This is a genomic window from Nevskia ramosa DSM 11499 (genome assembly GCF_000420645.1).
In the GTDB taxonomy this organism is placed as follows: domain Bacteria; phylum Pseudomonadota; class Gammaproteobacteria; order Nevskiales; family Nevskiaceae; genus Nevskia; species Nevskia ramosa.
In genome coordinates this window covers 229,684-253,649 of sequence record NZ_ATVI01000008.1, presented here as the reverse complement: position 1 = coordinate 253,649, position 23,966 = coordinate 229,684, and the positions used below count along the sequence as shown (strand labels likewise).

The 23,966-nt window shown below is 62.7% G+C and carries 14 protein-coding genes; 9 read left to right on the top strand and 5 right to left on the bottom strand.

Annotated features, from left to right (window positions below; genetic code table 11):
- Positions 1–94: 94 nt before the first annotated feature.
- Both G513_RS0114685 and G513_RS0114680 read right to left on the bottom strand, forming a co-directional pair.
- Positions 95–2,533: an efflux RND transporter permease subunit gene (locus G513_RS0114685; protein ID WP_022977613.1), complete on the bottom strand. Its 2,439-nt coding sequence runs from the start codon at positions 2,531–2,533 to the stop codon at positions 95–97.
- A 79-nt stretch (positions 2,534–2,612) separates the two neighbouring features.
- Positions 2,613–3,995, bottom strand: coding sequence for a DUF1329 domain-containing protein (locus tag G513_RS0114680; RefSeq protein ID WP_022977612.1), 1,383 nt, complete (start codon positions 3,993–3,995; stop codon positions 2,613–2,615).
- 450 nt (positions 3,996–4,445) lie between these two features.
- Between G513_RS0114680 and G513_RS25040 the strand changes: the two genes are divergently transcribed.
- From G513_RS25040 to G513_RS0114635, 9 genes are all read left to right on the top strand, one after another.
- On the top strand, positions 4,446–5,642 hold the full coding sequence (locus G513_RS25040; protein WP_022977611.1) for an ATP-binding protein: 1,197 nt from the start codon (positions 4,446–4,448) through the stop codon (positions 5,640–5,642).
- A complete protein-coding gene (locus tag G513_RS0114670) occupies positions 5,639–6,301 on the top strand; it encodes a response regulator transcription factor (protein ID WP_022977610.1) in 663 nt (220 codons plus the stop codon). Before G513_RS25040 ends, G513_RS0114670 begins: the two co-directional genes overlap by 4 nt.
- Positions 6,302–6,452: 151 nt before the next feature.
- On the top strand, positions 6,453–7,481 hold the full coding sequence (curA, locus tag G513_RS0114665; protein ID WP_022977609.1) for an NADPH-dependent curcumin/dihydrocurcumin reductase: 1,029 nt from the start codon (positions 6,453–6,455) through the stop codon (positions 7,479–7,481).
- Positions 7,482–7,643: 162 nt separating this feature from the next.
- Positions 7,644–10,379 (top strand): winged helix-turn-helix domain-containing protein, encoded by a 2,736-nt coding sequence (locus tag G513_RS0114660; RefSeq protein ID WP_022977608.1) that lies wholly within the window; start codon positions 7,644–7,646, stop codon positions 10,377–10,379.
- A 333-nt stretch (positions 10,380–10,712) separates the two neighbouring features.
- Positions 10,713–13,157, top strand: a complete 2,445-nt coding sequence (locus G513_RS0114655; RefSeq protein WP_022977607.1) for an efflux RND transporter permease subunit — start codon at positions 10,713–10,715, stop codon at positions 13,155–13,157.
- Positions 13,158–13,330: 173 nt separating this feature from the next.
- The gene (locus tag G513_RS0114650) at positions 13,331–14,716 is read left to right on the top strand and encodes a DUF1329 domain-containing protein (protein ID WP_022977606.1); all 1,386 of its coding nucleotides are present in this window, start codon (positions 13,331–13,333) and stop codon (positions 14,714–14,716) included.
- An 83-nt stretch (positions 14,717–14,799) separates the two neighbouring features.
- Positions 14,800–15,756 carry a WD40/YVTN/BNR-like repeat-containing protein gene (locus tag G513_RS23220; RefSeq protein ID WP_022977605.1) on the top strand — a complete coding sequence of 319 codons (957 nt, stop codon included), beginning with the start codon at positions 14,800–14,802 and terminating at the stop codon, positions 15,754–15,756.
- Positions 15,757–15,825: 69 nt separating this feature from the next.
- Complete coding sequence (locus G513_RS0114640; RefSeq protein ID WP_022977604.1) at positions 15,826–17,871, top strand: DUF1302 family protein; 2,046 nt, start codon at positions 15,826–15,828, stop codon at positions 17,869–17,871.
- Between the two features lie 281 nt (positions 17,872–18,152).
- A complete protein-coding gene (locus tag G513_RS0114635; RefSeq protein ID WP_022977603.1) occupies positions 18,153–20,189 on the top strand; it encodes an acetoacetate--CoA ligase in 2,037 nt (678 codons plus the stop codon).
- A 35-nt stretch (positions 20,190–20,224) separates the two neighbouring features.
- Here the strand turns inward: G513_RS0114635 and G513_RS0114630 are convergent, their stop codons facing one another.
- The 3 genes from G513_RS0114630 to G513_RS0114620 form a co-directional block, all read right to left on the bottom strand.
- Positions 20,225–20,608 (bottom strand): DUF1801 domain-containing protein, encoded by a 384-nt coding sequence (locus tag G513_RS0114630; RefSeq protein ID WP_022977602.1) that lies wholly within the window; start codon positions 20,606–20,608, stop codon positions 20,225–20,227.
- A 771-nt stretch (positions 20,609–21,379) separates the two neighbouring features.
- On the bottom strand, positions 21,380–22,276 hold the full coding sequence (locus tag G513_RS25035; protein WP_022977601.1) for a HEPN domain-containing protein: 897 nt from the start codon (positions 22,274–22,276) through the stop codon (positions 21,380–21,382).
- A 71-nt stretch (positions 22,277–22,347) separates the two neighbouring features.
- Positions 22,348–23,904 carry a long-chain-fatty-acid--CoA ligase gene (locus tag G513_RS0114620; protein ID WP_022977600.1) on the bottom strand — a complete coding sequence of 519 codons (1,557 nt, stop codon included), beginning with the start codon at positions 23,902–23,904 and terminating at the stop codon, positions 22,348–22,350.
- Positions 23,905–23,966: the final 62 nt, after the last annotated feature.

The following is a 23,966-nucleotide window of genomic DNA, read 5'->3' as shown; positions in this document are numbered from 1 at the left end:
CGATCGGCCGGTCGTCTCTGCTTGGAGAGTGCCTGTGCCGCAACAGCCGCGCAGCCGCCCTTTCGGGTAGGCGCGTTGTTGCGGTACCAGCCCCTCAAATCTTGCCGGTCACACCGCCGTCGGTGAACAGCGCCAGATCGACACCTTCGCTGACCAGCGAATTCGGCCTCAGCGCGAATTTCGGCCGCACCCACCAGACGATCAGCGGCAGCACCACCAGCGCCAGGACCATGTTGATGCCCATGATCGCGATCAGCAGCAGGCCCATGTCGGCAACGAACTTCAGGCCGGACATCACGTACCAGGGAATGATGCCGATGACCATGACGCTGGCGGTGAACAGGATCGCCTTGCCGGTAGTACGCAGCGCGGCATCGATTGCCTTCGCCCAGCGCTGGTCCGGCGTGCCGCTGGTGCTCTGGATTTCCTCGCAGATCCGCGACAGCAGATAGATGCCGTAGTCGATGCCGACGCCGACGCCGATCGCCGCGACGATCATCGAATTGGTATCGAGGCCGACGCCGAGCAGATGCATCGCCGCGATCAGTGCTTCATTGGCGAGGTTCACCGGGATCAGCAGGATCAACCCCGCGACCATCGACTTGTAGGCGAACGCGCAAAGGATGAACACGAACACGTTCAGCACCACGATCACCACCCACTGATAGCGCTTGATGACCCGGTTCACCGCTTCCTGCAGCGCGATGGTGCCGGTTGCCAGGCGTACGGTGAAATCCTTGTGATCGACACCGACTGCCTCAACTGCCGCCGTTGCCGAAGCCAGCGCGGCATCGACGGTTTCCTGCTTGTTGTCGGGATACCAGAGCGACACCGTCGAGTGCTGCAAGCTGCCGTCGACGACATGGCTGAAGTTCTTGCTGCTCGAGCCCATCATCGCGCCGATCGCTGCCGACGACACCGCGCGCTCGCGCGGATCGATCGTCGACCAGCGCGGGTCGCCGCCGTTGAACAGGCGGTTCGATTCGCGCAGGTAATCGGCAAACGACAGCGTTGCCCGTGGCGGATTGGGGCCCTTCTCCATCAGGTCCTGCAGCCGGGTCATGGTGTCGTAGGCGTCAACCGTGTGCGAGGCCCACTCCGTCGAGTCCGGGTTCTTCGCTTCGAGCACGATCTCCAGCGTGTTGACGCCGGGGAAGCTGCCGTTGATCGCCCGCACCGACTGATTGAACTGCGAGTCGTTCCAAAGCAGGTTGGTGCCTTCCACCGGGTTGCCGATCTTGATTTGCGACGAGGTCCAGATCACCAGCACCGACAGGATCACGACGACGACCGAGGTCAGCCGCGCCCGCGGGCCATGACTGAGGTTGGCGATCACCGCGAGCAGCCGCTGGATGCGCCGATGAACACCGGATTCCCGGCCGTGGCCGACCAGCGATTCGACATTCTTCGGTGCCGGCAAAGTGGCCAGCAGCAGCGAGATCAGCACGCAGCCGGTGGGAATCAGCCAGACCGCCCACATGCCGCAGAAGATCGCGTGGCGGACCATCGCCGGAATCGGCGCGGCCATCACCACGACGATGCCGAGCACATCGGTGAGGATGCCGAGCACGCTCGGCGCCATCATCACGCTCATGGTGATTTCGGCTGCTTTCACGCGGTCTTTCACGTGTGCATAGATTTCGTAATAGCGCTCGGTGAACTGCACCGAATGCGAGAACGAGCGCGCAGTCAGCAGCAGCGGCACGATCATCAGCAGCGGCTCGATCGAGATGTTCAGCCACCCAACCAGGCCGAAGGCCCAGATCGCCGCCGTGGCGCTGGTCAGGATCGGCGTCAGCACGCCGACCATGTTGCGCATGTACAGCGCCAGCGAGGCGATCAGCAGGCCGAGGGTGACGGCGAAGATGCCGACCATCTGCCACTCGTAGCGATAGACCCAGCCGATCAGGGTCGGCTGGCCGGCGATGAACACTTCGGTATTGGCATCGCGGGCGCCGGCAGCGAGCGCCTCGACATACTCGAAAGCCGTGCCGTAATCGACCTTATCCTCGATGAATGTCGCCATGATGATCGTCGAGCGGTTGTCCTCGCTGATCAGGAAGGTGCGCACGTTCGGCGCGCGATCGACCCGGGCGCGGAAGTCCGCCACTTCGTCGGCATCGGCCGGCGAGTGATCGGACATCAGCGGCCGCATGTCGATACCGAACGGCGTGGCTTCCGAGTAGCGCGCCTTCTCGGTGGTGATCGACAGGATCTGCTCGTGATCGACACCCGGCGCCTTGTCGATATCACGGGTGAACTGCCAGGTCTTGGCCAGGGTCACCGGGTTGAAGATGTCGCCTTCCTTGACCCGCAGCATCACCATCACCATCAGCGGGCTGCCGAAGTTCGGGTGCGCCTTGTAGACCTGCACGAACGGATCATCGGTCGGCAGCAGATCGCGGAAGATGGTTTCCAGCTTGACTCTAGGCAAGCCGGCGGCGAAGAACAGTGTGATCAAGCCGAAGATCGCAAACGAAAGCCGCCGGTGCCCGAGCACCCAGCGAGCCAGTCGGGCACGCAGCGTATACATGGTTCATCAACTCCAGGCGTCGGGCCGCGCGGCCCGACGGTGATCGGGGGAGGATCAGTAGATCAGAAAGACTTGAAACTCAGGTCGCGCCGAGACGCTGCAGTGCCACCTGGGTCAGGTACTTGTCGTAGTACTTGGGATCGTTGGCGCCGCTCAGATGCACGCCTTCTACCTGCCTGACCTGCTCGATGCGGGTGATGCTATTGGTCTGGATGTCGCTCGAGGTGACATGCGCCCAGCTCCAGTATGGATGCTTGCCGTCCATGAACTTCTTGCCGCCCTGGTCGTACAACGAGTAGGCGCCGTCGAAGGAGCGGTACGGCTTCATGTTGCGGTCGTAGGTGACCATGCCGATGACGATCTGGTTGCGAGCGTCGAAGTAGACACGCTTCTTGCCGATCGGCGCGCGCGGGAACTTGACCGGCTCGGCTTCGACGATGATCGCTTCCGGCACCAGTTCGACAGTGGCGTCCCAGAAACTCTTCCCCTTGGGCCCGCCGTGAGTCTTGTGCTCCCAGTTCGGATCGTCGGACGCCCAGCCATCGGCCAGACCTGCGAGGAACGGGCCGCGGCCGACGATCTTGTAATTGCCCCAGGTGTACAGCGGATCACCGGCGGCCCAGGCATCAGACAGGAACAGCGTCAGGCCAGGGATCAGCGGTTCGAAGCGTTGATCGGACGGGAACTGGCGAATGCGGCGGAACTCGGGCACGTAGCCGTAGAGCGCCGGGAAGGTCGAGTGATCGTAGTCCCAGATGTTCAGGAACGAGGTGCCGCGATAGGCCTGTGGCTGGGTGAAGAACACCGACTGGTAGCGCAGCTTGTCCTTCTGGCTCGGCACATAGGGCATCGGGTCCATGGTGACGCGGGCTACTGGCGAATACTCGCACCAGCCACCGGTGTAGGTGAATCGGACATCGCCGCCCGGGTCGGTCGCGTACAGCTTCAGCGCGTAGAACGAGGCGTCATGGCGGCCCCAATTCAGGGTCTGCGCAGCAAACAATTCAAGGCCGTTCTTCGGGTCTGGAAACGGGTTGCCGCCGATCCAGGGCTGGCCATCGGCCTTGTTGACGACATTGCCCCGGGCATCGAAGCCGGCCTTGCCGTTGTTCCTCAGCGTCGCTTCGATGTAATCCCAGGGCGACAGCCGCATGATCTCGCTGGTGGTCTTGCCGATCTTGAGCTTGCGACCCTGCTTGAGAATCTGCTCGTAGCGCACCGGCTCCAGCAGATCCTTCACGTATTCGACGTTGCTCGAATCGATGATGTCGCCGGTCTTGAGCTTGCCCTTGGTATAGCCCTCGATCGACAGCAGCTCGTCCGGATAAGCCTTGTTGATTTCACCGTTGGCCGAAATCGCTTCGCTCAGCGGCATCAGCACGCCGGCACCGAGCACGCCGCGCGCTGCGTCGTTGAGGAACTTGCGACGCGAAAAGCCGCGATCGAAACGATTGATATACATAGGCAAAGCTCCTCGGTGCGGGGTCAGCGTCCGGTACTTTTGCCGGCCGCCTGATCAATGTGTCTGGTCAATGTGCTGGGTCAATCTCTGATCTGGATGCAGCCCCGCCACTGTCGGAGCGAATCGCAACCGACAGCCTGGGTGGCAATGGTAGGCATGCAGACCAAGTGCCGACGATAACGCATCCGCCGCGCTTGCGGCGCCTGCACCGCAATGGCCGCAAACACTGAAGAATCCGATGTTTTCTTCATCCTCGGACCGCTCGAAGCGGCAAGGCGTTCAGCATCTCCGACACACGGCAATCGTGGATTCCACCCGTCCGGGTAGTGCGCGCCCCATCCCCTAGCGTTGACCCTCACTTGACGATAAGCACTGGTCGGGATACCGCCAGGCGGAGGAGCGAATGACCCGATTCAAACCCCAGACCGACCTCTTGGCCGGAGTGGCTGCATGAGCGCCGCGCCGGTAGTGGAACTGCTGCGCCGTCCGGAACGGCTGGAGCCGCGACGCCCTTCATACGATGCCTCGCTGCTCTTCGAGCATGCCGCCGTGGCGATCGGCCATACCCGTGATCGCCAGTTGCAGCGCTGCAATCGGCGCCTCGAAACGCTGTTCGGCTACGGCCCCGGCGAGCTGAACCACCGCAATCTGCAGATGTTGTATCCGAGCTACACCGACTATGTCGCCTGCGGCCGCAGCAGCGCACGGCTGCTTGAACGCCAGGGGCACTGCCGCATCGAACGGCAGATGCGCCGCCGTGACGGCAGCCTGTTCTGGTGCCAGTTGAGCGGTCAGGCGGTCGATGTCAGCCGCCCATCGGCAGGCTCGGTATGGACGCTCGAAGACATCAGTACCCGCAAACAGGCCGAGAGCGCGCTGCGCGAGACACAAGCCCAGCTGGAGCAGCAACTGGCCGATGTCCGCCGCCGTCACCAGCAGGAACTGGCTCGCGCCTCGCGCCTGAACTCGATGAGCGAAATGGCTGGCGCGCTGGCCCACGAACTGGCCCAGCCCTTGGCCGCCACGCTCAACTACCTGCACGGCTGCCAGTTGCGCCTCAAGCAAGGTGATTGCACCTCGGAAAAACTCGACGGCGTCATCACCCGGGCGATCCAGCACACCGAGACCGCCGGCAGCATCGTCCGCCAGGTACACGGCTTCGTCCGTCGCCATGTGCCGGAAACCACCGCCACCGATCTCCACACGCTGATCGGCGAAATGCTCGGCCTGCTCGATCACCAGCGCCGCAAGCTCGGTGTGCGCGTCGAACAGGCACTGGCACCTTCGCCGTCGACGGTGATGGTCGACGCTCTGGAAATCCGCCAGGTGCTGCTGAACCTGATCCGCAATGCCTACGAAGCGATGGCCGCCAGCCCGGCCGAGCAACGCCTGCTGCGCGTCGAATCGCGACAGCTGGACGGCGGCCGGGTTGAAGTCACGATCAGCGACCGCGGCCCCGGCATTTCGCCGGAAGCCTGCAGCCAGATCTTCGACGCCTACTTCACGACCAAGCAGGACGGCCTGGGCCTGGGCCTGGCCGTCTGCCGCTCGATCATCGAATCCCACGGCGGCAGTCTGCGCGTCGCCGCCAACCCCGAAGGCGGCGCCTGTTTCCGCTTCGATCTGAATACCGTGATGACCTCATGAAACCCCACAGCGAAATGACCGAAGCCCAGACTCCAACCTACTCGCAGAGCCGGCCCACCGTGTTCGTCGTCGATGACGATGCCGCGATGCGTGATTCGCTGCGCTGGCTGCTGGAATCTGCCCAGCTGAACGTGCAGACCTGCGATTCCGCGGAAGCCTTTCTGGACATTGCACGGCCCGATGCCTGCGGCTGCCTGGTGCTCGACGTGCAGATGCCCGGCCTGAGCGGCCCGGAGCTGATGGACGAACTGAAGCGCCGCCATGTCCATCTGCCGATCCTGTTCCTGTCCGGCCACGGCGATATTCCGACCGTGGTGCAGGCGATGAAAGGCGGTGCCGTCGATTTCCTGCAGAAACCCTACGACAACGCCCAGTTGCTGGAACGCATCGGCCAGGCGTTGACCCTGGATGCCGACAGCCGCGACGCTCGCCGCCGCGAATTTCTCCGCAGCCAGCGGCTGGAAGGATTGACCGCCCGCGAGCGTGAAATTCTCGAGCAGGTGGTCGCCGGGCGCAGCAACAAGGAAGTCGGCCGCAAGCTGGCCATCAGCTACAAGACCGTCGAAGCTCATCGCGGACGGCTGATGCGCAAGATGGGCGCGGCCTCGTTCGCCGAACTGCTGCAGATGATGCTCGGCGGACGCCGCGAAACGATCTGACTGCTGCATCCTTCTCCCAAACCAACTTCCATAACACGGCACCTGGACGGCGCGAGTCGTCCGGGCCGTTCGAGTGGCCATCGGGGCTCACGCCCTGACCCACCAACAGCACCAGTCGTCGCTGTCATTTCACCCTCAGGAACCTGAAACCATGTCGCAGTCTGCAGCCGTCAACCGCCGCCTCGTCCTTGCCCAGTCGCCCAAGGGTGAGCCGGACGCGAGCACCTTCCGCCTCGAAACCGTCGCCGTGCCGACGCCGGGCCCGGGACAGATGCTGCTGCGCACCACCTGGCTGTCGCTGGACCCGTACATGCGCGTGCGCATCTACGAAACCGACGGTTACATGGCTTCGGTGAAGCCCGGCGAAGTGATGGTCGGCGGCACCGTGTCAGAAGTCGTTGCCTCGAATCTTCCGGATTACAAGGTCGGCGAGCTGGTGCATTCCTACGCCGGCTGGCAGGACTACACGCTGTCCGATGGCAGCGACGTGATCATCAAGCTGCCGGCCAACGCCAAGCAGCCGAGCCTGTACCTCGGTTCGCTGGGCATGCCCGGCTTCACCGCCTGGTATGCGCTGAACCAGATCGGTCACCCGAAAGCCGGTGAAACCTTCGTCGTCGCAGCGGCAACCGGCGCGGTCGGCCAGATCATCGGCCAGCTCGCCAAGCTCGCTGGTTGCCATGTCGTCGGCATCGCCGGCGGTGCCGACAAGTGTGCCTATGCGGTCAAGGAACTGGGCTTCGACGCCTGCATCGACCACCGTGGCGCCGGCCTGCCGGAGCGTCTGAAGGCGGCTTGCCCGAAGGGCATCGACATCTACATGGAAAACGTCGGCGGGTCGGTGTTCGATGCGGTGCTGCCGTTGATGAATCTCAACTCGCGGATGCCGCTCTGCGGCCTGGTCGCCCACTACTCCGGCGCCGGCATGAACGGAGCCGATCGCCTGCCGGGCTTTCTGACCGAAGCCCTGTTCAAGCGCATGAAGCTCGAGGGCTTCATCATTTTCGATCAGTACCCTGCTCACTACGCCAACTTCCTCGCAGCGATGACCCAGCCGATCGAATCCGGCGCGGTGAAGATTCGCGAGCACGTCGTCGGATCGCTGGAAGAAGCGCCGCAGGGCTTCACCGAACTGCTCGCCGGCGGCAACTTCGGCAAGGTCGTGGTCAAGGTCGCCTGAGCGGCCCTGCCCGATGACCCACCGCGGGCCTGGCTGCCCACCGGGCCCGCAGGATGGGCTGGCGACGCTGTCGTCTCCTATTGAACACCTCGTCTGCGGCCGGGTCCGGATGCGCGGTAGATTGCCGCCCGCACCGTTGATGTCAGCAGGCCAGGAGAACCAATGATTCCGGGTGCCCAAGCGGCCGCCAATGCCGAGGCCGAGGTCTACAGCCACAAGCTGTTTGCCCCGACCAGCTACACAGGCGCGATCCAACGCAAGGAAGTGCTGCAGCGCGCCCTGCGCAGCAGCACTGCGCGCGTCGTATTCCTGCAGGCACCGGCCGGGCACGGCAAGACCACGGCACTGCAGCAGCTGAAATCGCTGTGCGAGTCCGAGGGCTGCCGCACCGGCTGGCTGAGCTTCGACGATGCCGACAACGACACTCGGCGCTTCTCGGTGCATCTGCAGGCCGTGGTTGCCTCGCTGATCGGCGATGACGCGATGGACGCCCCGCCGGCGGGCGACGAGGACTTTGCCGGCCCGAAGCTGCGCACCCGCACCGACTGGATCGTCGACCGCCTGCTGAAGATCGGCGCGCCGGTGGCGATCTTCCTCGACGAATTCCAGGTGCTGACCAACAAGTCGCTGCTGGCCTTCTTCCGTGAGCTGTTCGAGCACGTGCCGGCCAATGTCCGGATCTTCGTCGGCTCGCGCTCGGTGCCGGACATCGGCATGGCCAAGCTGCTGGTCAACAACCAGACCACTCTGCTGCGCGCCGATGATCTGCGTTTCTCGCGCAGCGAAGTCGAGCAATTCTTCGCTTCGAGCGGCGCCATCGAGATCAGCCGCGAGGAAGTGGAATCGGTCTACCTGCATACCGAAGGCTGGCCGGCGGCGATCCAGCTGTTCCGCTTGAGCCTCGCCAACCCGGACGTGCGCCGCACACTGGCTGATTTCGGCGCCTCCCGCCCGCGCGAGCTGGCCGAATACCTGACCGACAGTGTGCTGTCGCTGCAACCGCCGGACGACCAGGAATTCCTGCTGCGCACCTCGCTGCTCGGCCGCATGTGCGCGCCGTTGTGCGACGAAGTCACCGGCCGCAGCCGTTCCCAGGACACCTTGCTCAGGCTGGAACGCTCCGGGCTGTTCATCCGCAGCCTTGATGCCGAACTGCGCTGGTTCAAGTATCACGCGCTGTTCTCGACCTTCCTCGCCGAGCAGCTGCGCAGCGAGACTCCCGAGATCGCCTACGAGGTCCACCAGCGGGCAGCCGCCTGGCACTACCGCAATGGCAACTACGAAGAAGCTGTCCATCACGCGCTGGAGTACGGCGACGCTGAACTCGCTGCCGATGCGCTGAACATCTGGGCATCCAATCTCGTCTCGCGCGCTCATCTGATGACGGTGGAGCGTTGGTTTTCACGGCTGCCGCTGGAAGTGACACTTAGCCGCAGAGAGCTGGTCGTGAAGGTCGCCTACGCACTGACCTTCCTGCGCCGTTACAGCGAGATGCGCAAGATCGAGCTGGTGCTGGAGCGCGATGCAGACCTGCCGCCGGTCGCCACGGGTTGCCACTGCGGCATCGTGCTGTCGATGGCGGCGATGTCGCGCAACGAAGTCGCGAAAGCGTTCGCGATCCTCGAGAACGTCGACGTCCGCAACCGCGAGATGGTGGGCTTCGGCGCCTTCGAATACGGCGCGGCGGCCAACCTGCTGGCCTATCAGGCGATCACCTGCGGCGATTTCGAACGCGGCCGCGAACTGATCGCCATCGCCCGCGACCACAACGAGCGCAGCCAGGCGACCTTCAGCGGCGGCTATACCGTTGCCATCGACAGCATGGGCTATCTGTTGCGCGGCCAGATCGATGAAGCCCAGATCCGCCTGCGTACCGGCATGGCCGAGCATCAGCCGGAGCTGGACAAATCCTTCGCATCGGCGGCAATCGCCTCCTGTTACGCGATAGTGCTCTACGAAGCCAACGAGCTCGACGGGCTCGAAGCGATGGCCGGTGCCCACCTGCAGGCGATCGCCGATTCGACCCTGCCGGACTGGATGCTCACCGCCTACCTGGCCGTGGCCCGCGGCCACGATGCGCGCGGTCGCAGCAACAAGTGCAGCGAAGTGCTCGACGAGGCCGAAGCGATCTGCCGCGCCAACGGCTGGACGCGTCTGGTCTCGACCTTGAACTGGGAGCGGGTGCGCCGGTCGCTGCTGACTGGCGATGCAGTGCGCGCCAACAAGATCGCCGCCAGCATCCGGGCGGACAAGCTGCCGCAGCCGGAAGGCTGGCTGCCGTTTGCCGAGGAGATCGAGGGTGAGATTCTCGGCCGTATTCGCCTGGCGATTCACGGCGGCGATCTGGCCCAGGCTACCGAACTGATCTCCGCCGAGATGGCCGATGCCTCGGGCCGCGCCTATCGGCTGATCAAGCTGCATCTGCTCGAAGCGACGCTCCAGCACCGCAAGGGTCAGCGCAATGCCTCGCATCGCAGTCTTCGCAAGGCCTTGCAGCTGGCCGAACCGGGCGGCTACGTGCGGGTGATGCTCGACGAAGGCAACGACGTGATCAATCTGCTGCAGGAGGAGTACAGCGCGCTGCAGGCTTCGGTCGGCGGCGGCGAAACTCGCCTCGGTCCGAGCCGCGTCTATCTGGAACTGCTGCTCAACGCTGCCGGCCGCAGCCTCAGCACCAGCTCCGCCAGCGGTCAGCGGCCACTGGAAGCCTTGACCGACCGCGAGAAGGAAATTCTCGTCTTTCTCGCCAATGGTGTTTCCAACAAGGAAATGGCAGGCCGCATCTTCGTCTCCGAAAACACCATCAAATTCCATTTGAAGAACATCTACTCGAAGCTCGCGGTCAGCAGCCGAGTACAGGCCATCACTGCCGGCAGACAGCTTGGCCTGATTGCCTGAGCGTTGTTCTGAACACCCTGTTCAATGGATTTGTACGTCTCGCCCAATAAGCGCGACTACCCTTGGAAACTACCCTTCGGTGTAGTGCTGGACCAGCCCGCAGAACGTCTAATCCAATCAACATAAATTAGAAACCACTGAGCGCCTGCAGCCCTGCAGCGCACTCAGAAGGTTACAGCGGGAGGAACGGAAAGGATGATGACGTCACTGATGTCAGCGGTCGGCTGTTTGCCATATAGGGCTGCCCCGCACCCCGCTTTCTAATTCGAAATTAGCGGGCAGCCATTGCAGGCTGTCGATTGGCGACATCCTTCTCCATTGAGGTTCTAGCGAATGTTCTCGTTGCGATTCCGGATTGCGAAGTGGGTGATGAATCACCGGGGCCTCAGCGCCGCGGTATTCGCTCTGGTCACCCTCTTTTTCGGCATAGGTCTGAAAGACGTCAAGCTCGACACCATCTTCTCCGATCTCCTGCCCCGCGACGAACCCTATGTGCAGGTGTTCAAGGACCATCCGAACTTCGGCAACCCGCTGACCTTCACCTTGATGCTTCAGCGCAAGGACGGCGACATCTACAACGCCGAAACCTTGTCGAAAGTCTGGAACCTCACCCGTGACATCGATCTTGCGCCCGGCGTCGACCATGACCAGATCCTGTCGATCTCCACGGAGAAGGCCCGCTACGCCGAAGCCACGCCGTTTGGCATCGACATGCGTCCGCTCATGGGTGACTCGGTGCCGACCTCGCCGGAGGAAATCGCCGACTTCAAGACGCGGGTCGAGAAGTCTCCTAATGCGCGTACCTTCCTGATCTCGGCCGATCAATCGGCGACCCTGATCAACGCGACGTTCATCGAATCGCGCCTCGACTACGCCGAAGCTTTCAAGTACGTGCAGGGTCTGGTCGTGGCGGCTCGCGACGAACACCACAACGTCTATCTCGCCGGCCAGCCGGCACTGACGGGTTGGGTGTTCACCTACAAGCAGGAGATGTTCAAGATCTTCGCGATCACCCTCACCGCCCTGGTGGTCGCGCTGGCCTTGTACATGCGTAACGTCGTCGGCATCGTCACGCCGATCGTCACCAGCATCGTCGCTGCGATATGGGGCTTCGGCCTGACCGGCTGGATCAAGTCGCCGATCGAGCCGCTGCTGATGGTGGTGCCGCTGTTGCTGGTGGCGCGTTCATTCTCCCACTGCGTTCAGTTCACCGAGCGCTACTACGAGATTTACGCGCACCTGAAGGATCGCAAGCAGGCAGCCGAGATCACCATGGGCGTGATGATGGCGCCATCGATCCTCGGCATCTTCACCGATATCGTCGGCATCTTCCTGATCGCCATCGCGCCGATTCCGGCGATGGAACGCTTCGCGCTGTTCTGCGGCTTCTGGTGCGTCTGGCTGATCCCCACCGGCGTGTTCCTGATTTCGCTGCTGCTGTCCTGGCTACCGCCGCCGAACAACGTCGACGAACTGGTCGGCAAGGGTCACACGACTTTCCTGCAACACCTGCTGCGCCGCATCGCCACGCTCACCTATGGTCGGGCCGCGCCGTGGACGGCCGGCGTCATGGTCGGCATCGGCGTCTTCGCCGTTCAGAATGCGCTGCATATCCGCATCGGCAATCCAGTGGAAGGCTCGAATCTGCTGTGGAACGATTCCGAGTTCAACGAAGCGGTCCGCCAGATCAATCGCAACTTTGCCGGCGTCAACACCCTGGAAATCATCTTCGAGGCCAAGGACCAGAAGTCGCCCAATCGCTTGATGCAGCGGGCCGAAACCATCGAGACGATGGCGGAAATCCAGCACCTGATCGAGAACGGTCCGGACGCACCACGTGCCACGCTGGCCTTCGGTGACTATCTGGGGGAAGCCAATCGTCTGTTTGGCGGTGGCGATCCTCGCTGGGGGCCGCTGGACCCGACTGATTTCCATGTCGGCGCAGCAGCCGGCGCGGTAATGGTCGGCTCCAGCCCGAAAGCCTTTTTGCACGTCATCGATTTCGAGCAGCAGAACGGCACCGTGTCGTTGTGGTTCAAGGACAACAAGCAGGAAACCGTGGATTCGGCTCTGCGTGAAGCCAAGAAGGCCATCGACATCGTCGGCGTCGACCACAAGGAATTCACCATTCGTCTCGGCTCGGGCACCATTGCCCTGCAGTACGCGATGAACCACGTCGTCGAGCGCTATCACTACCTGATCATCGCGCTGCTGAACCTGGTGATCCTGGCCGGCTGCAGCCTCGCCTACCGCTCCTTGGTGGCCGGCATCATCCTGCTGATTCCGGTGAACATGGCGAACTTCTCGCTGAACGCCGCGATGCACGTGATCGGCATCGGCCTCGACATCAATTCGCTGATGGTGGCTGCGATCGGCGTCGGTGTGGGCATCGACTACGGCATCTATCTGCTCAGCCGCATCTGCGAGGAGTACCACGCCCAGGATCATGACTGGGGACGCGCCATTACCGTGTCTCTGGTGACGACCGGGAAGGCGATCCTGTTCACCGCATCGATCATGTTCGTCGGCATCCTGCCGTGGATCTTCATGTCGAGCCTGCGCTTCATGGCCGACATGGGTCTGCTGCTGACCCTGACCATGCTGTTCAACATGATTCTGGCGCTGGTGCTGCTGCCGCTGCTGGTCTGGATCGTCAAACCAAAATTCGTGGCCAGAAAGGACCTGCTGGTTGGCGAAGGTGTGGATCTGTCCGCTTTCACCGGCGCTGCCGATGAAACGCCGGCCACCCATTCGAAGCTTGCACCCAGTGCCAGTTGATTCGCAGCAAAGCTACCGATACCGTCCGTCGGTGAGTGAGTCCATTTGTGGGTGCAGGCCGTAGTACTTTGTGGAATGGGGAAGACCGGTTCTCTGATCGGTGCTTAACCTTCAAGTCAACGGCGCATCGCCGCACCGTTCTTAATGTGCATCGTCAGCGAGGAGTGGAAAACATGAGAATCAAGAAATACGACTTCAATTATGGGCGCCGTATGCTCATGGAGAAGGCCGCCAAGGGTGTCGGCACCGCCGGTGTTCTCGCACCGCTGTGGCCGATGATCGGAAACGCCGCAGACACCAGCAAGGCCTATCCGGACGAACTGCTGTCGATCTCGATGTTCACCAAGGGCAAGATCAAGCCCGGCGACGTCATCAGTGCTGCCAATGTCGACGCAGTCAAGGATCTGTTCGATCCGATCACCTACATCCAGATCAAGAATCAGGGTCGCAAGATCAACGTTGTAGAGTCCACCAAGGACGCCTCCAAGTTGTTCCCGAACCAGTATCTGAAAGCCACGCTCAAGAATCAGGGCACGGCCAAGTTCGATGACACCGGCAACATCGTCGGCAAGGATGGCGGGCCGTGGAATGGTGGCAATCCATTTCCGGAACCGAAGAATGGACTGGAAGCGATTTCCAACCTGACCCTGGCTTGGGGCCGTCATTCGTATTCGCAGTACGCGATTCGTGACTGGGATATCGCGCCGGATGGCAGCGAAGCCTACAAGTACGATTTCGTCTGGTGCGAAATGAACACCACGGCGCGTGCAGACGGCACCGTCTACAACGGCAAGAAGGACCTGCTGCGCTATCAGTCGGTGTTCTTTACTTCGCCGTCGGAAACCGCCGGCTCATCGTTCCTGAACACCTGGTATTACGATCAGCGCAAGTTCCCGGATCTCTACGGCTACCTGCCGGCGTTCCGGCGCGTGCGCCAGTTCCCGGCCAACCAGCGCTTCGAGCCGCTGGTGCCGGGTATCACGCTGTTCCTGTCCGATGCCTGGGCAGCCGGCGATCCGATGCTGACCTGGGGCAACTACAAGATCGTCGGCCGCCAGCCGATGATGGGCTGCATCAGCGGCATCAACTTCCGCGGCGGCTATCACCCGAACTACGAGCGCACCGTGCACGGCGGTCCGAAGGGCACCACGTTCTTCGACACCTGGTTCGAGCTGATTCCCGAGTGCATCGTGCTCGAAGCCGAACCGACCGGTTATCCGCGTTCGCCGGTGGGCAAGAAGCGCATCTGGATCGACGCCCGCAACGGCATGTTCGTCGCCTACATCACCTATGACCGCCGCGGCGAGATCTGGAAGTCCTTCGAGCCTGCCTTTGCGCAGTACTCGAACGACAAGATGACCATCAAGGATGCCGATGGCTTCCCGGACTGGTCATGGGTGTACGTCCACAGCCATGATCTGCAGGCCAACCGCATGAGCCGCTTCTCGCAGGTGAGGGAAGTGACCGGCGGCTACAAGTCGAAGTTCTCCGAGCAGGGCGAAGACGTCTACTCGAAGTATCTGACCACTCAGGCAATTTCTCGCCTCGGCACCGGCTGATCCCGGTTCGAAGCGTTTCGCAGTATGGCGGCTTCCGCTCCTACGGAAGCCGCCATTCGAATATTCCGGAGAGTTGGTACCGCATGAAGCACACACTGAAATCGGCCGTCGTCGGCGCAGCATTGGGCTTGGGTCTCTGCGCGTCTGGCGCGCCGCAGGCCGCCACGGCGACAGCCGTGGTCACAGGCACTGTCCACGACGCCTTGTTCGCCGTCTCTTTCGACGGCAGCAACGGCCTTGCCGCCGGTGCTCCCGGTACTCTCCTCGAAACCACCGACGGCGGCCAGAAATGGGCACCGGCGAAGAACGTTCCGACGAAGCTTGCTTTGCTCGGCGTTGCCTTGAAAGGTGAACACGCGATCGCTGTCGGCCAGCAGGGCCTGATCCTGACGCGCAGCGGCGGCGAGTGGAAGAAGGTTGAATCCGGCAGTACCGAAAGACTGCTTTCGGTCGCCATCAATTCGAAGGGCGCGGCAGTTGCCGTCGGCGCTTTCGGCACCGTGCTGTCGTCCAGCGATGGCGGCGCCACCTGGGCGGCCATCAAGCCGGTCTGGGAGCAATACGCCGAAGCCGGCACCGAGCCGCACATGTATGCCGCGGCGATCGACGAGAACGGCACGATCACCGTCGCCGGCGAGTTCTCGCTGATCATGCGGCGCGCCGCGGGCAGCGGCGAATGGAAGTCGTTGAACAAGGACGATGCTTCGCTGTTCGCGTTGTTCATGGGCAGCAACGGCATCGGCTATGCGGTCGGCCAGAACGGCACCGTGCTGCGCAGCGCCAATAACGGGGACAGCTGGACCAAGGTGGATGCCGGTACCGGCGCCATCCTGCTCGGCGTTCATTCCAGCAACGATGGCAAGGTGGTGGTCACCGGCATGCGTGAAATGCGCTACAGCAGCGATAACGGCAGCACCTGGACCGGGGTCACCGGGGGTGGCGTCAACACCCTGTGGTATCAGGGCATTGGTCAGCCGGAAGGCAGCACGGCAGCACTGGCCGTTGGTCAGGCGGGACGCATTCTGCGAATCGAGAACTGACCGGTCGACCACAGATCGGCGGCAATCGCATTACTAAAAAAAACGGGTCTGCATACGGAGGGGTAAACAATGAGCAACAGCAGCAAGATTCCAGGGATCAAGATCATTGTCGCGGCAGCCATGGCGCTTGCGAGTGGCGTGGTGTTCGCGCAGGACAGCGGTGGTGACGGCGGCGGCAGTACCAACGTTGATGGCAGTGCCAGCAATGGCAGCGGCATGTTTGCCGATTTCGACGTCAGCTGGGGCGGCTTCATCCGCCCCGAACTGGCGATCAGCCTGGGTTCGGAGAACCCCAACAATCAGCGTGGCAACACCTTCAATGGCGTGCCTACCGCGAGAATGCCGGGTGTGCCGCAGCCGGTCGATGCGCTGGGCGGCCTGCTGCCAGCGTTCTCGGTTCCGAACCCTTTGCTCAATGACACCGTGACTCGTCCGGTCAATCGGGCGAACAACTTCTTCAACCTGAATCTGCTGCGCATCGAACTCGAAGGCGCGATGAAGTTCACGCCGAGCCTGAAACTGGTGGCCCGTCTGCGCAGCATCGTCGATCCCGGCAACTACAGCAGCTTCGATCCAGTCAGCGTTGCCAATGCCGCCACCGGCAGCATCCAGGGCGGCGATCCGGGCCTCTATGGCGGCGCGCCGAACTACTTCCAGTTCAGCGTCGACGGCATGAAGCGGCCCAACCCGCTGGAAGCCGCCGGCCCGAACTACCTCGTCTACTTCCCTGCCCTGTTCCTCGACTACCAGGAAGGCCCGCTCAACGTTCGAGTCGGCAACCAGCAGATTGCCTGGGGTCAGGCGATCTTCTTCCGGGTGCTCGATGTCGTCGACGGCATCGACTTCCGCCGTCACTCGATTCTGGACAACGCCCAGGAAGAGTTCTCCGACAAGCGCGTGCCTTCGCTCGGCGTACGCGTGAACTACCAGTTCACCGACGAAATCCTCGCCGACGCTTTCGTGCAGAAGTTCCAGCCGACGATCTACGGCAATCCGAACACCCAGTACAACGTCATCCCGTCGCAGTTCACGGTGCATGACCAGTACGCCGACTACGACACCAAGCTCAGCTACGGTATCCGCTTGAAGGGCAACTTCGGCCAGTGGGGCGCGCAAGCGATCTTCGTCAGCCGCCTGAACCCGGACGGCGTGTTCCGCTGGACGGCCTCCGGCGTCAACAAGAACCTGCCGAACAACAATCCGCTCGGCCTCGCGGTCAACGCCCTGAACAACGGCCTCACGCCGAATCCGCTCACCGGCCAAGTCGGCACTTCCGGCGAAATCCTCGCGCAGACACCGTTCGAGGCATCTCCAGGCGGTGTCTACTCGGCGAAGGAATGGTTCACCTATGCGGCTTCGGCACGCCTTGATGGCGTTGGCGGTCTCAACGCCGCAATCAACGAGTTCGGACCGTCAACCAACAGCCTGCTGGCTTCGCCGGTCGACAACTACACGGCCGCCGGCCGCGAGTTGGATACCTTTTTCATCGCCGCCGGCGACGGCTTGCGTGGCCACATCGCGCGCGAGTACTTCCGCGAGTACAACATCGGCGGCGGTGTCAGCTACGTGGTCGAAGGTGAACCGGGTTCGCTGCTCGATCAGCTGATCATCAACCTCGAAACCACCTACACACCGGATCGCCGCTTCACCAATCCGACCCTGAGCCGCGACTACATCAAGGAAGGCAACCTGGTGAGTGCGTTGGTCATGGAGAAGTACCAGCGCTTCTCGACCAGCTTTCCGGCGACCTACATGGTGCTGCAGTACATGCACCGTACCAAGGACGATTTGTTCGGTCGTTCGCTGAAGGGTTATGGCGGTTCGGTAGACCAGGCAGCCACCGGCGTCAACGGTGGTTCGGACTACGTGGTGTTTGCCTTCCAGCAGCCGTTCCCGCAGGCGATCTGGCGTATCGACTTCGCCGGCCTCTACGACGTCCGCGGCGGCCTGCTGCTGCAGCCGGGTATCCGCTGGAAGCCGAATGGCTCGATCACCGCCGATGTCTTCTACTCATATATCAACGGCTCGATCACCGGCGGCAATCCGAACAACAACGCGCTGTCGACGGCCGCCTTCGCGGACGAAATCACCTTCCGCGTCGGCTACCAGTTCTGATGCGGCAAGCAGTGACTGTCTCAAGGTTTCAGGGTCGGTAAAAGAGTCTGTCAGAAAGTCTGAATCCCGCTGGAAATCGGCCGGCCTCCCGCATCTGCGGCAGGCCGGCTTTTTTTATGCTCTGGCGCAGCCGAGGGCTTGCACCCGATCATCCCGGCAAGCGCGATGACTACCCCTGCGGGTAGCGGTTGCCTTGCATCACGAACCTAGATTGGTATGCAGCCATACTGGAGCTCGCCCATGCACGCTTTCCTGTCTTCGGGCTACTGAGCCACAACGCCATGCCCGCCCTCGATGCCCCCTTGATCAGCGAAGGCACGCCCCTGTGGACGCCAGGCGCAGAGCTGATCGCCAGCTCGAACGTCGTCCAGTTCCTGCATTGGCTACGCGATCAGCGCCAGCTCGACCTCGCCGATCACGATGCGCTATGGCGTTGGTCCACCCAGGAAACGGCGGCCTTCTGGGCGGCGATCTGGGACTACTTCGATGTCCAGTCCGATACGCCCTACCAGCGTGTGGTCGATCGCCTGACGATGCCGGGAGCCAAGTGGTTCGAAGGCTCGAGAGTCAACTACGCCGAGCACCTGCTGCGCCATGAAGCCGTGCAGCCAGCCGCTGCCATCGCCTTCCACCACCACAGCGAAAGCCGCGAGCCCGGAAGCTGCACCTGGGCCGAAACCGGCCGCCAGGTGCGCATCCTGGCAACTCAGCTACGCGCCCTAGGCGTCCGCCCGGGCGATCGCGTGGCTTCCTATCTGCCGAACGTGCCGGAAACGGCGATCGCGATGATGGCCACCGTCGCGATCGGTGCCGTCTGGTCCTCGGCATCGCCGGAGTTCGGCGCCCGCACGGTGATCGATCGCTACGGGCAGATCGAGCCCAAACTGCTGTTCGTCGCCGATGGCTATCGCTTCGCCGGCAAGGTCTACGACCGCAGCCGCGAAGCCCGCGAGATCGCCGCCGCCCTGCCCAGCCTGCGCACGGTCATCTGGCTGCCCTATCTGTACCCGGACAAGGCCAGCCCGCCCGTCGATGGTGCGCTGGACTGGAACGATCTGATGGCGCACCCGGACGTGCCGCGCCAGACGTTCCGCTACGAGCGCGTGGCGCACGATCACCCGCTGTGGGTGCTGTTCTCCTCGGGCACTACCGGCCTGCCGAAAGCGATCGTCCACAGCCATGTCGGCGTGCTGGTCGAGCATCTGAAGCTGATGAGCTTTCATCTCGATCTCAAACCCGGCTCGACGATGTTCTTCCACTCGACCACCGGCTGGATGATGTGGAATCTGGTCATCGCCTCGCTGCTGACCGGTGCCAGCGCCGTGCTCTACGACGGTAGCCCGTTCCACCCGGCGCCGGACCTGCTCTGGCAGATCGCTGCCGAAACTCGGGCAACGCACTTCGGCGCCAGCCCAACCTTCGTGCAGATGATGGAAAAGGCCGACCTGACGCCGGGCCGGACGCATGACCTGTCGGCCCTGCTGGCGATCACTCTCTCCGGCGCGCCGTCAACGCCGGAAACCTTCGCCTGGTTCTATCGCGCGGTGAAACCCGATGTCTGGGTCAGCTCGCAATCCGGTGGCACCGAGATCGTCAGCGGTTTCGTCGGCGCCAGCCCGACCCTGCCGGTGCGTGCCGGCGAAATCCAGACCCGCATGCTCGGCATGGATGTGCGCGCCTGGCGCGACGATGGCAGCGAAGCGATTGGCTCCGTGGGCGAACTGGTCTGCGTCAAACCGTTCCCCTCGATGCCGCTGCGCTTCTGGAACGACCCCGACGGTCGACGCTACCACGAGGCCTATTTCCAGGCCTTCCCTGGCGTCTGGCGGCACGGCGATTTCATCCGCATCAACGCGCAGGGCGGCTCATACATCCACGGCCGCTCGGACTCCACCTTGAACCGCAACGGCGTCCGCATCGGCACCGCCGAGGTCTACCGCGCCGTGGAACTGATCGACGCCATCGACGACAGCCTGATCGTCTGCTGCGCCCTGCCCGGTGGCCACTGGTTCATGCCGCTGTTCGTGTGCCTGAAGCCGGGCTGCCTGCTCGACGACGCCCTGATCGCCACGATCAAGGATCGCCTGCGCAAGGACTGCAGCCCCCGCCATGTTCCAGACCGTATCTACGAAGTGGAGGCCATCCCCTACACCTTGACCGGCAAGAAGATGGAAGTGCCGGTGCGCAAGCTGCTGATGGGCCAGACCCCGGAGAAGGTCGCCAGCCGCGACGCGATGATGAATCCGGATGCCATCGACTGGTTCGTGCGCTTTGCGCAGGAGTCACTGGACTATCAGTGGCGGCCTTCGGCAGCGTGAGGCGCATCGCGGCATCCGGGCTGCGCGGGCTCGGGCTAGATAGCCGTCGGGTCGCCCAAAGTCTGATTGAGCCGGACAGCCGCTTCGACGAGACGGCTCGCCGTGTGGCTGCTGACGTCCTCGTTCTGAAGCAACACGATGGTGGCCATCTCGTACATGCCGCCGGGCTTCAGACGCGGATCGATCTCACGTAATCGCTGTCCGCGCCAGAAGCCGAACAGCACGCGGTGCTCTTCGGCACGGATCAGTAGCACCGGGCCATTGGACAGATAAACCAGATGCCCCCACTTGATCACTTCATCGAGGCTGGCATTGGCGACGACGATGGCGCGCAGCTGCTCGACCGTGTGGCGCTGCCAGCCGGAGAGTGCGGCAACGTAGGCATCGGGGCTAGCGGCGGGAATCGATTTCTTCATCATCGCGAGCACCTGTGGCTGTCCGGCTGTTTATTCGGAGAGATTACGAGCTAATGCTGGCTTGTTCTCGGCTTGATCTGCCTTCGCTGTTGTTTGCTGATTTCAGAGCACTATTCCGCGCTGTCGCGCGGGTCACTTTCCTTGAACGCCCAAGGAAAGTAACCAAAGGAATGCGCCCCGCGGCATGCCGCCGACTCGTGAGAAGAAGAGGCGCGAGTCGGTGCCCTGTGCTTCTCGCGCTCTCCGGGGCACCGCGCCGACAGGCCATCCATGGCCTGGCAGCGCTCGACCGGCATCCATGCCGGTCGTCCCTCTCCGAGCACTGCGATGCTCGGCGGCATGCAGGGGGGATGAACGTCAGAAGCAAAGCACGGCAACGTCAAAAGCCAAGGCGGCTTCGCTTTTGATTCTGCTGTTGCCGTTGCCGTTGGACCCCCTTAAGCGCGCCGAGCATCGCAGGCCATGGCGGACAGGCTCCGAAGGAGGCGAGGCAGGATGCCGAAGCCTTTTCGCCGCGCCACGGATGGCGCGTCGAAAAGCCCCGTCATGGCCGAGAAGCACAGGGCATCGGATCGCGCTTCTGTTTCTCGCGATCCGACGCAGCGCCGGGGGCGCCCTTCCTTTGGTTACTTTCCTTGGGCGCCAAGGAAAGTGACCCGCGCGACAGCGCGGAACAGTGCGCCGAAATCAGCCAACGAAAACTAGGGCGGATCAAGGTCACAACAAGCAAAAAATGAAATCCGTCGGGATGCGTGATGAAGCCGCTTTCCCCATCTAGTCAGGCTCGGGCTGTACGTCCATCGCATAAAGCCGCCGTTCCAACTCTTCCTTAGTTGGAACATGCTTTTCCTCGAGCATTTTGGTTAAGACTTCGCGAACAAGATTGAAGCTGGCAAGCACGTCTGCGTTGTCGTGCTTGGAACCTCCGTGTGCCGCAGAAGAGCGGCGGTCATAAAGCTTTGCCACTTCCTTGGCGCGAGCATGGCGTCTCATACCAGGCGCCTCAAGATACGCTGCTATAAGGGCGGACACACGGAAACGAAGCTCTGCGGTGGATGGCGAAAAGAGTGCCTCTAATGCGGCCCAAAGTGCCATGATCGTGAGCGCGGATCGGTGCACGTATTGACCGATGTTCAATGCGTCGACCGCAAGAGAAAACTCTGAACTCTGTGAAATGAACTTGAGCGCAACTGGCCATTTTTCGGCGACCCAAAGCGCTGCAGCTTTGTTGAAAGGCTCGCCACTCGTAGCAAGTTGGAATCTGCGCTCTTCCGCTTCAATTGGGTAAAGCCATGCATCAGTGTTGCTGGTCTGGGCACTTGCCTCAAAGGGCCGATTGGAGAAGATGCTCAGTGAGGCGGCAGGATCAACACCCAATCGCAGAGTGAACGCAATAGCACGAGCTATAGAGTCCGTACTTCCGAGAGAGGCTGTAGGCACGGCTGGTATGAAGAGCTCTGCCGTGATGTCGTGAGCAATTCCACCACGCGTGGCGGTCCACGGCCCTAGGTGAGGCTTCCCTGATTCGGCCGGCGCGAAGGCCATCATGAAGTTGGCAAACAGATGAGCGGATACTTGTCTGAGCTTAACGCCGTGACCGAGGTCGTAGGCTTGATCTTGAAGGGGCAGGCTTGCAAAGCCTGCGAAGAGGTCTGGACCGGAGGTTTCCATTTGGACGGAGTGTGACGCCGCGTCATACGGACGAACAGGGCGCAGTCCTGACTAAGCCAGAGATCTCGGGCTCAACCAACGCCGCGGCTCTGCCCATCCCAAAACGGCTTACGCAGCTCTGTCTTCAACACCTTCCCCGCCCCCGAAACCGGCAGCGCCTCACGCACTTCCAGACTACGCGGGCACTTGTAGCCGGCGATCAGCGTCTTGCAGTGCGCATACAACGCTTCCTGCGTCAGCGACGCGCCCGGCTTCAGCACGACAGTGGCGTGCACCTTCTCGCCCATCTCGGTGCAGGGAATGCCGATCACCGCAACGGCGGCGACGGCCGGATGCTTCGAGACGGCATTCTCCACTTCGACGGAATAGATGTTCTCGCCGCCGGAGATGATCATGTCCTTCAGGCGATCGACGATGAACACGTAGCCGGCTTCGTCCATGTAGCCCATGTCGCCGGTATGCATCCAGCCGTTCTTCAGCGCTTCGGCAGTGGCTTCCGGCTTGTTGAGGTAGCCGATCATCACGTTCGGGCCGCGGGCGATGATCTCGCCGACTTGGCCTCTCGGAAGCTCATTGTCCTGCTCATCGACGATACGCACCTGCACGTGATAGCTGGCGCGGCCGCCGGAGCGCAGGCGGTTGCCGGTGCGGGTTTCGATGGCGTGTTCGGATGACGGCAGCGCGGTCATCACCGCGCTCATTTCGGTCATGCCGTAGACCTGCATCAGGCTGGCGCCGGGGAGCGCCGCCTGGGTGCGGTCGAGCAGCGCTTCGGAGGCCGGCGAGGCGCCGTACATGATCCGCTTGACGTTGCCGAGATCGCGGCCCTTGGTACCGGGGAAATCGACGACCGCCTGCAGCATCGCCGGCACCAGCAGCAGGTCGCTGATCTTCTCGGCCTCCAGCACATCGAGCACCAGATCCGGGCGGAACACCGGCAGCATCACGTGGCGGCCGCCGCGGAGCAGCAGGCAGGTGATCAGCATCATGTCGGCGAGGTGGAACATCGGCGCGGCGTGCAGGCCGATCGCGCCTTCCGGCAGCGCACCTTCGGCGAGCAGGTTCAGCGCCGAGCTGCAGACGTTGAGATGCGACAGCATCACGCCCTTCGGTTTGCCGGTGGTGCCTCCGGTGTAGAAGACGCCGAACAGGTCGTTGCCGCCGGCATCGACGTCGGCCACCGGCTCGCTTCCGGCGAGCAGCGCTTCGAAACCGATGCAGCCGGCCGGTGCTGCGCCTTCACCGGCAAAGATGACTTCGCGCAGGCTGGGTGTACCGGCGCGGATCGCGTCGATCATCGGCGCGAACTGGTCGTCGACGATCAGCGCGATGCTGTCGGAATCGTTCATCGAATAGATCACTTCCGGCGCGCTCCAGCGGAAGTTCGCCGGGTTGACCACTGCACCGAGCCAGGCCAGCGCCAGGTAGCTTTCGAGATAGCGATCGGAATTCAGTGACAGGATGCAGACCCGCGTGCCGCGCTCGATGCCGAGGCTGCGGAGGCCACCGGCCAGTTTGGCGACTCGGTCGCGCAGTTCGCGGAAGCTGTGGCGGCGGTCCTTGCAGACGGTGGCGATGGCATCCGGCTGCTGCTGCACGGCCCGGCGCAGGCCCTGTGTGAATTGCATGTGCACTCCTCGTTATTGTCTGGTCCGGGCGCGCAATCGGGGCGGCCGGAAGGGTGCCGCAT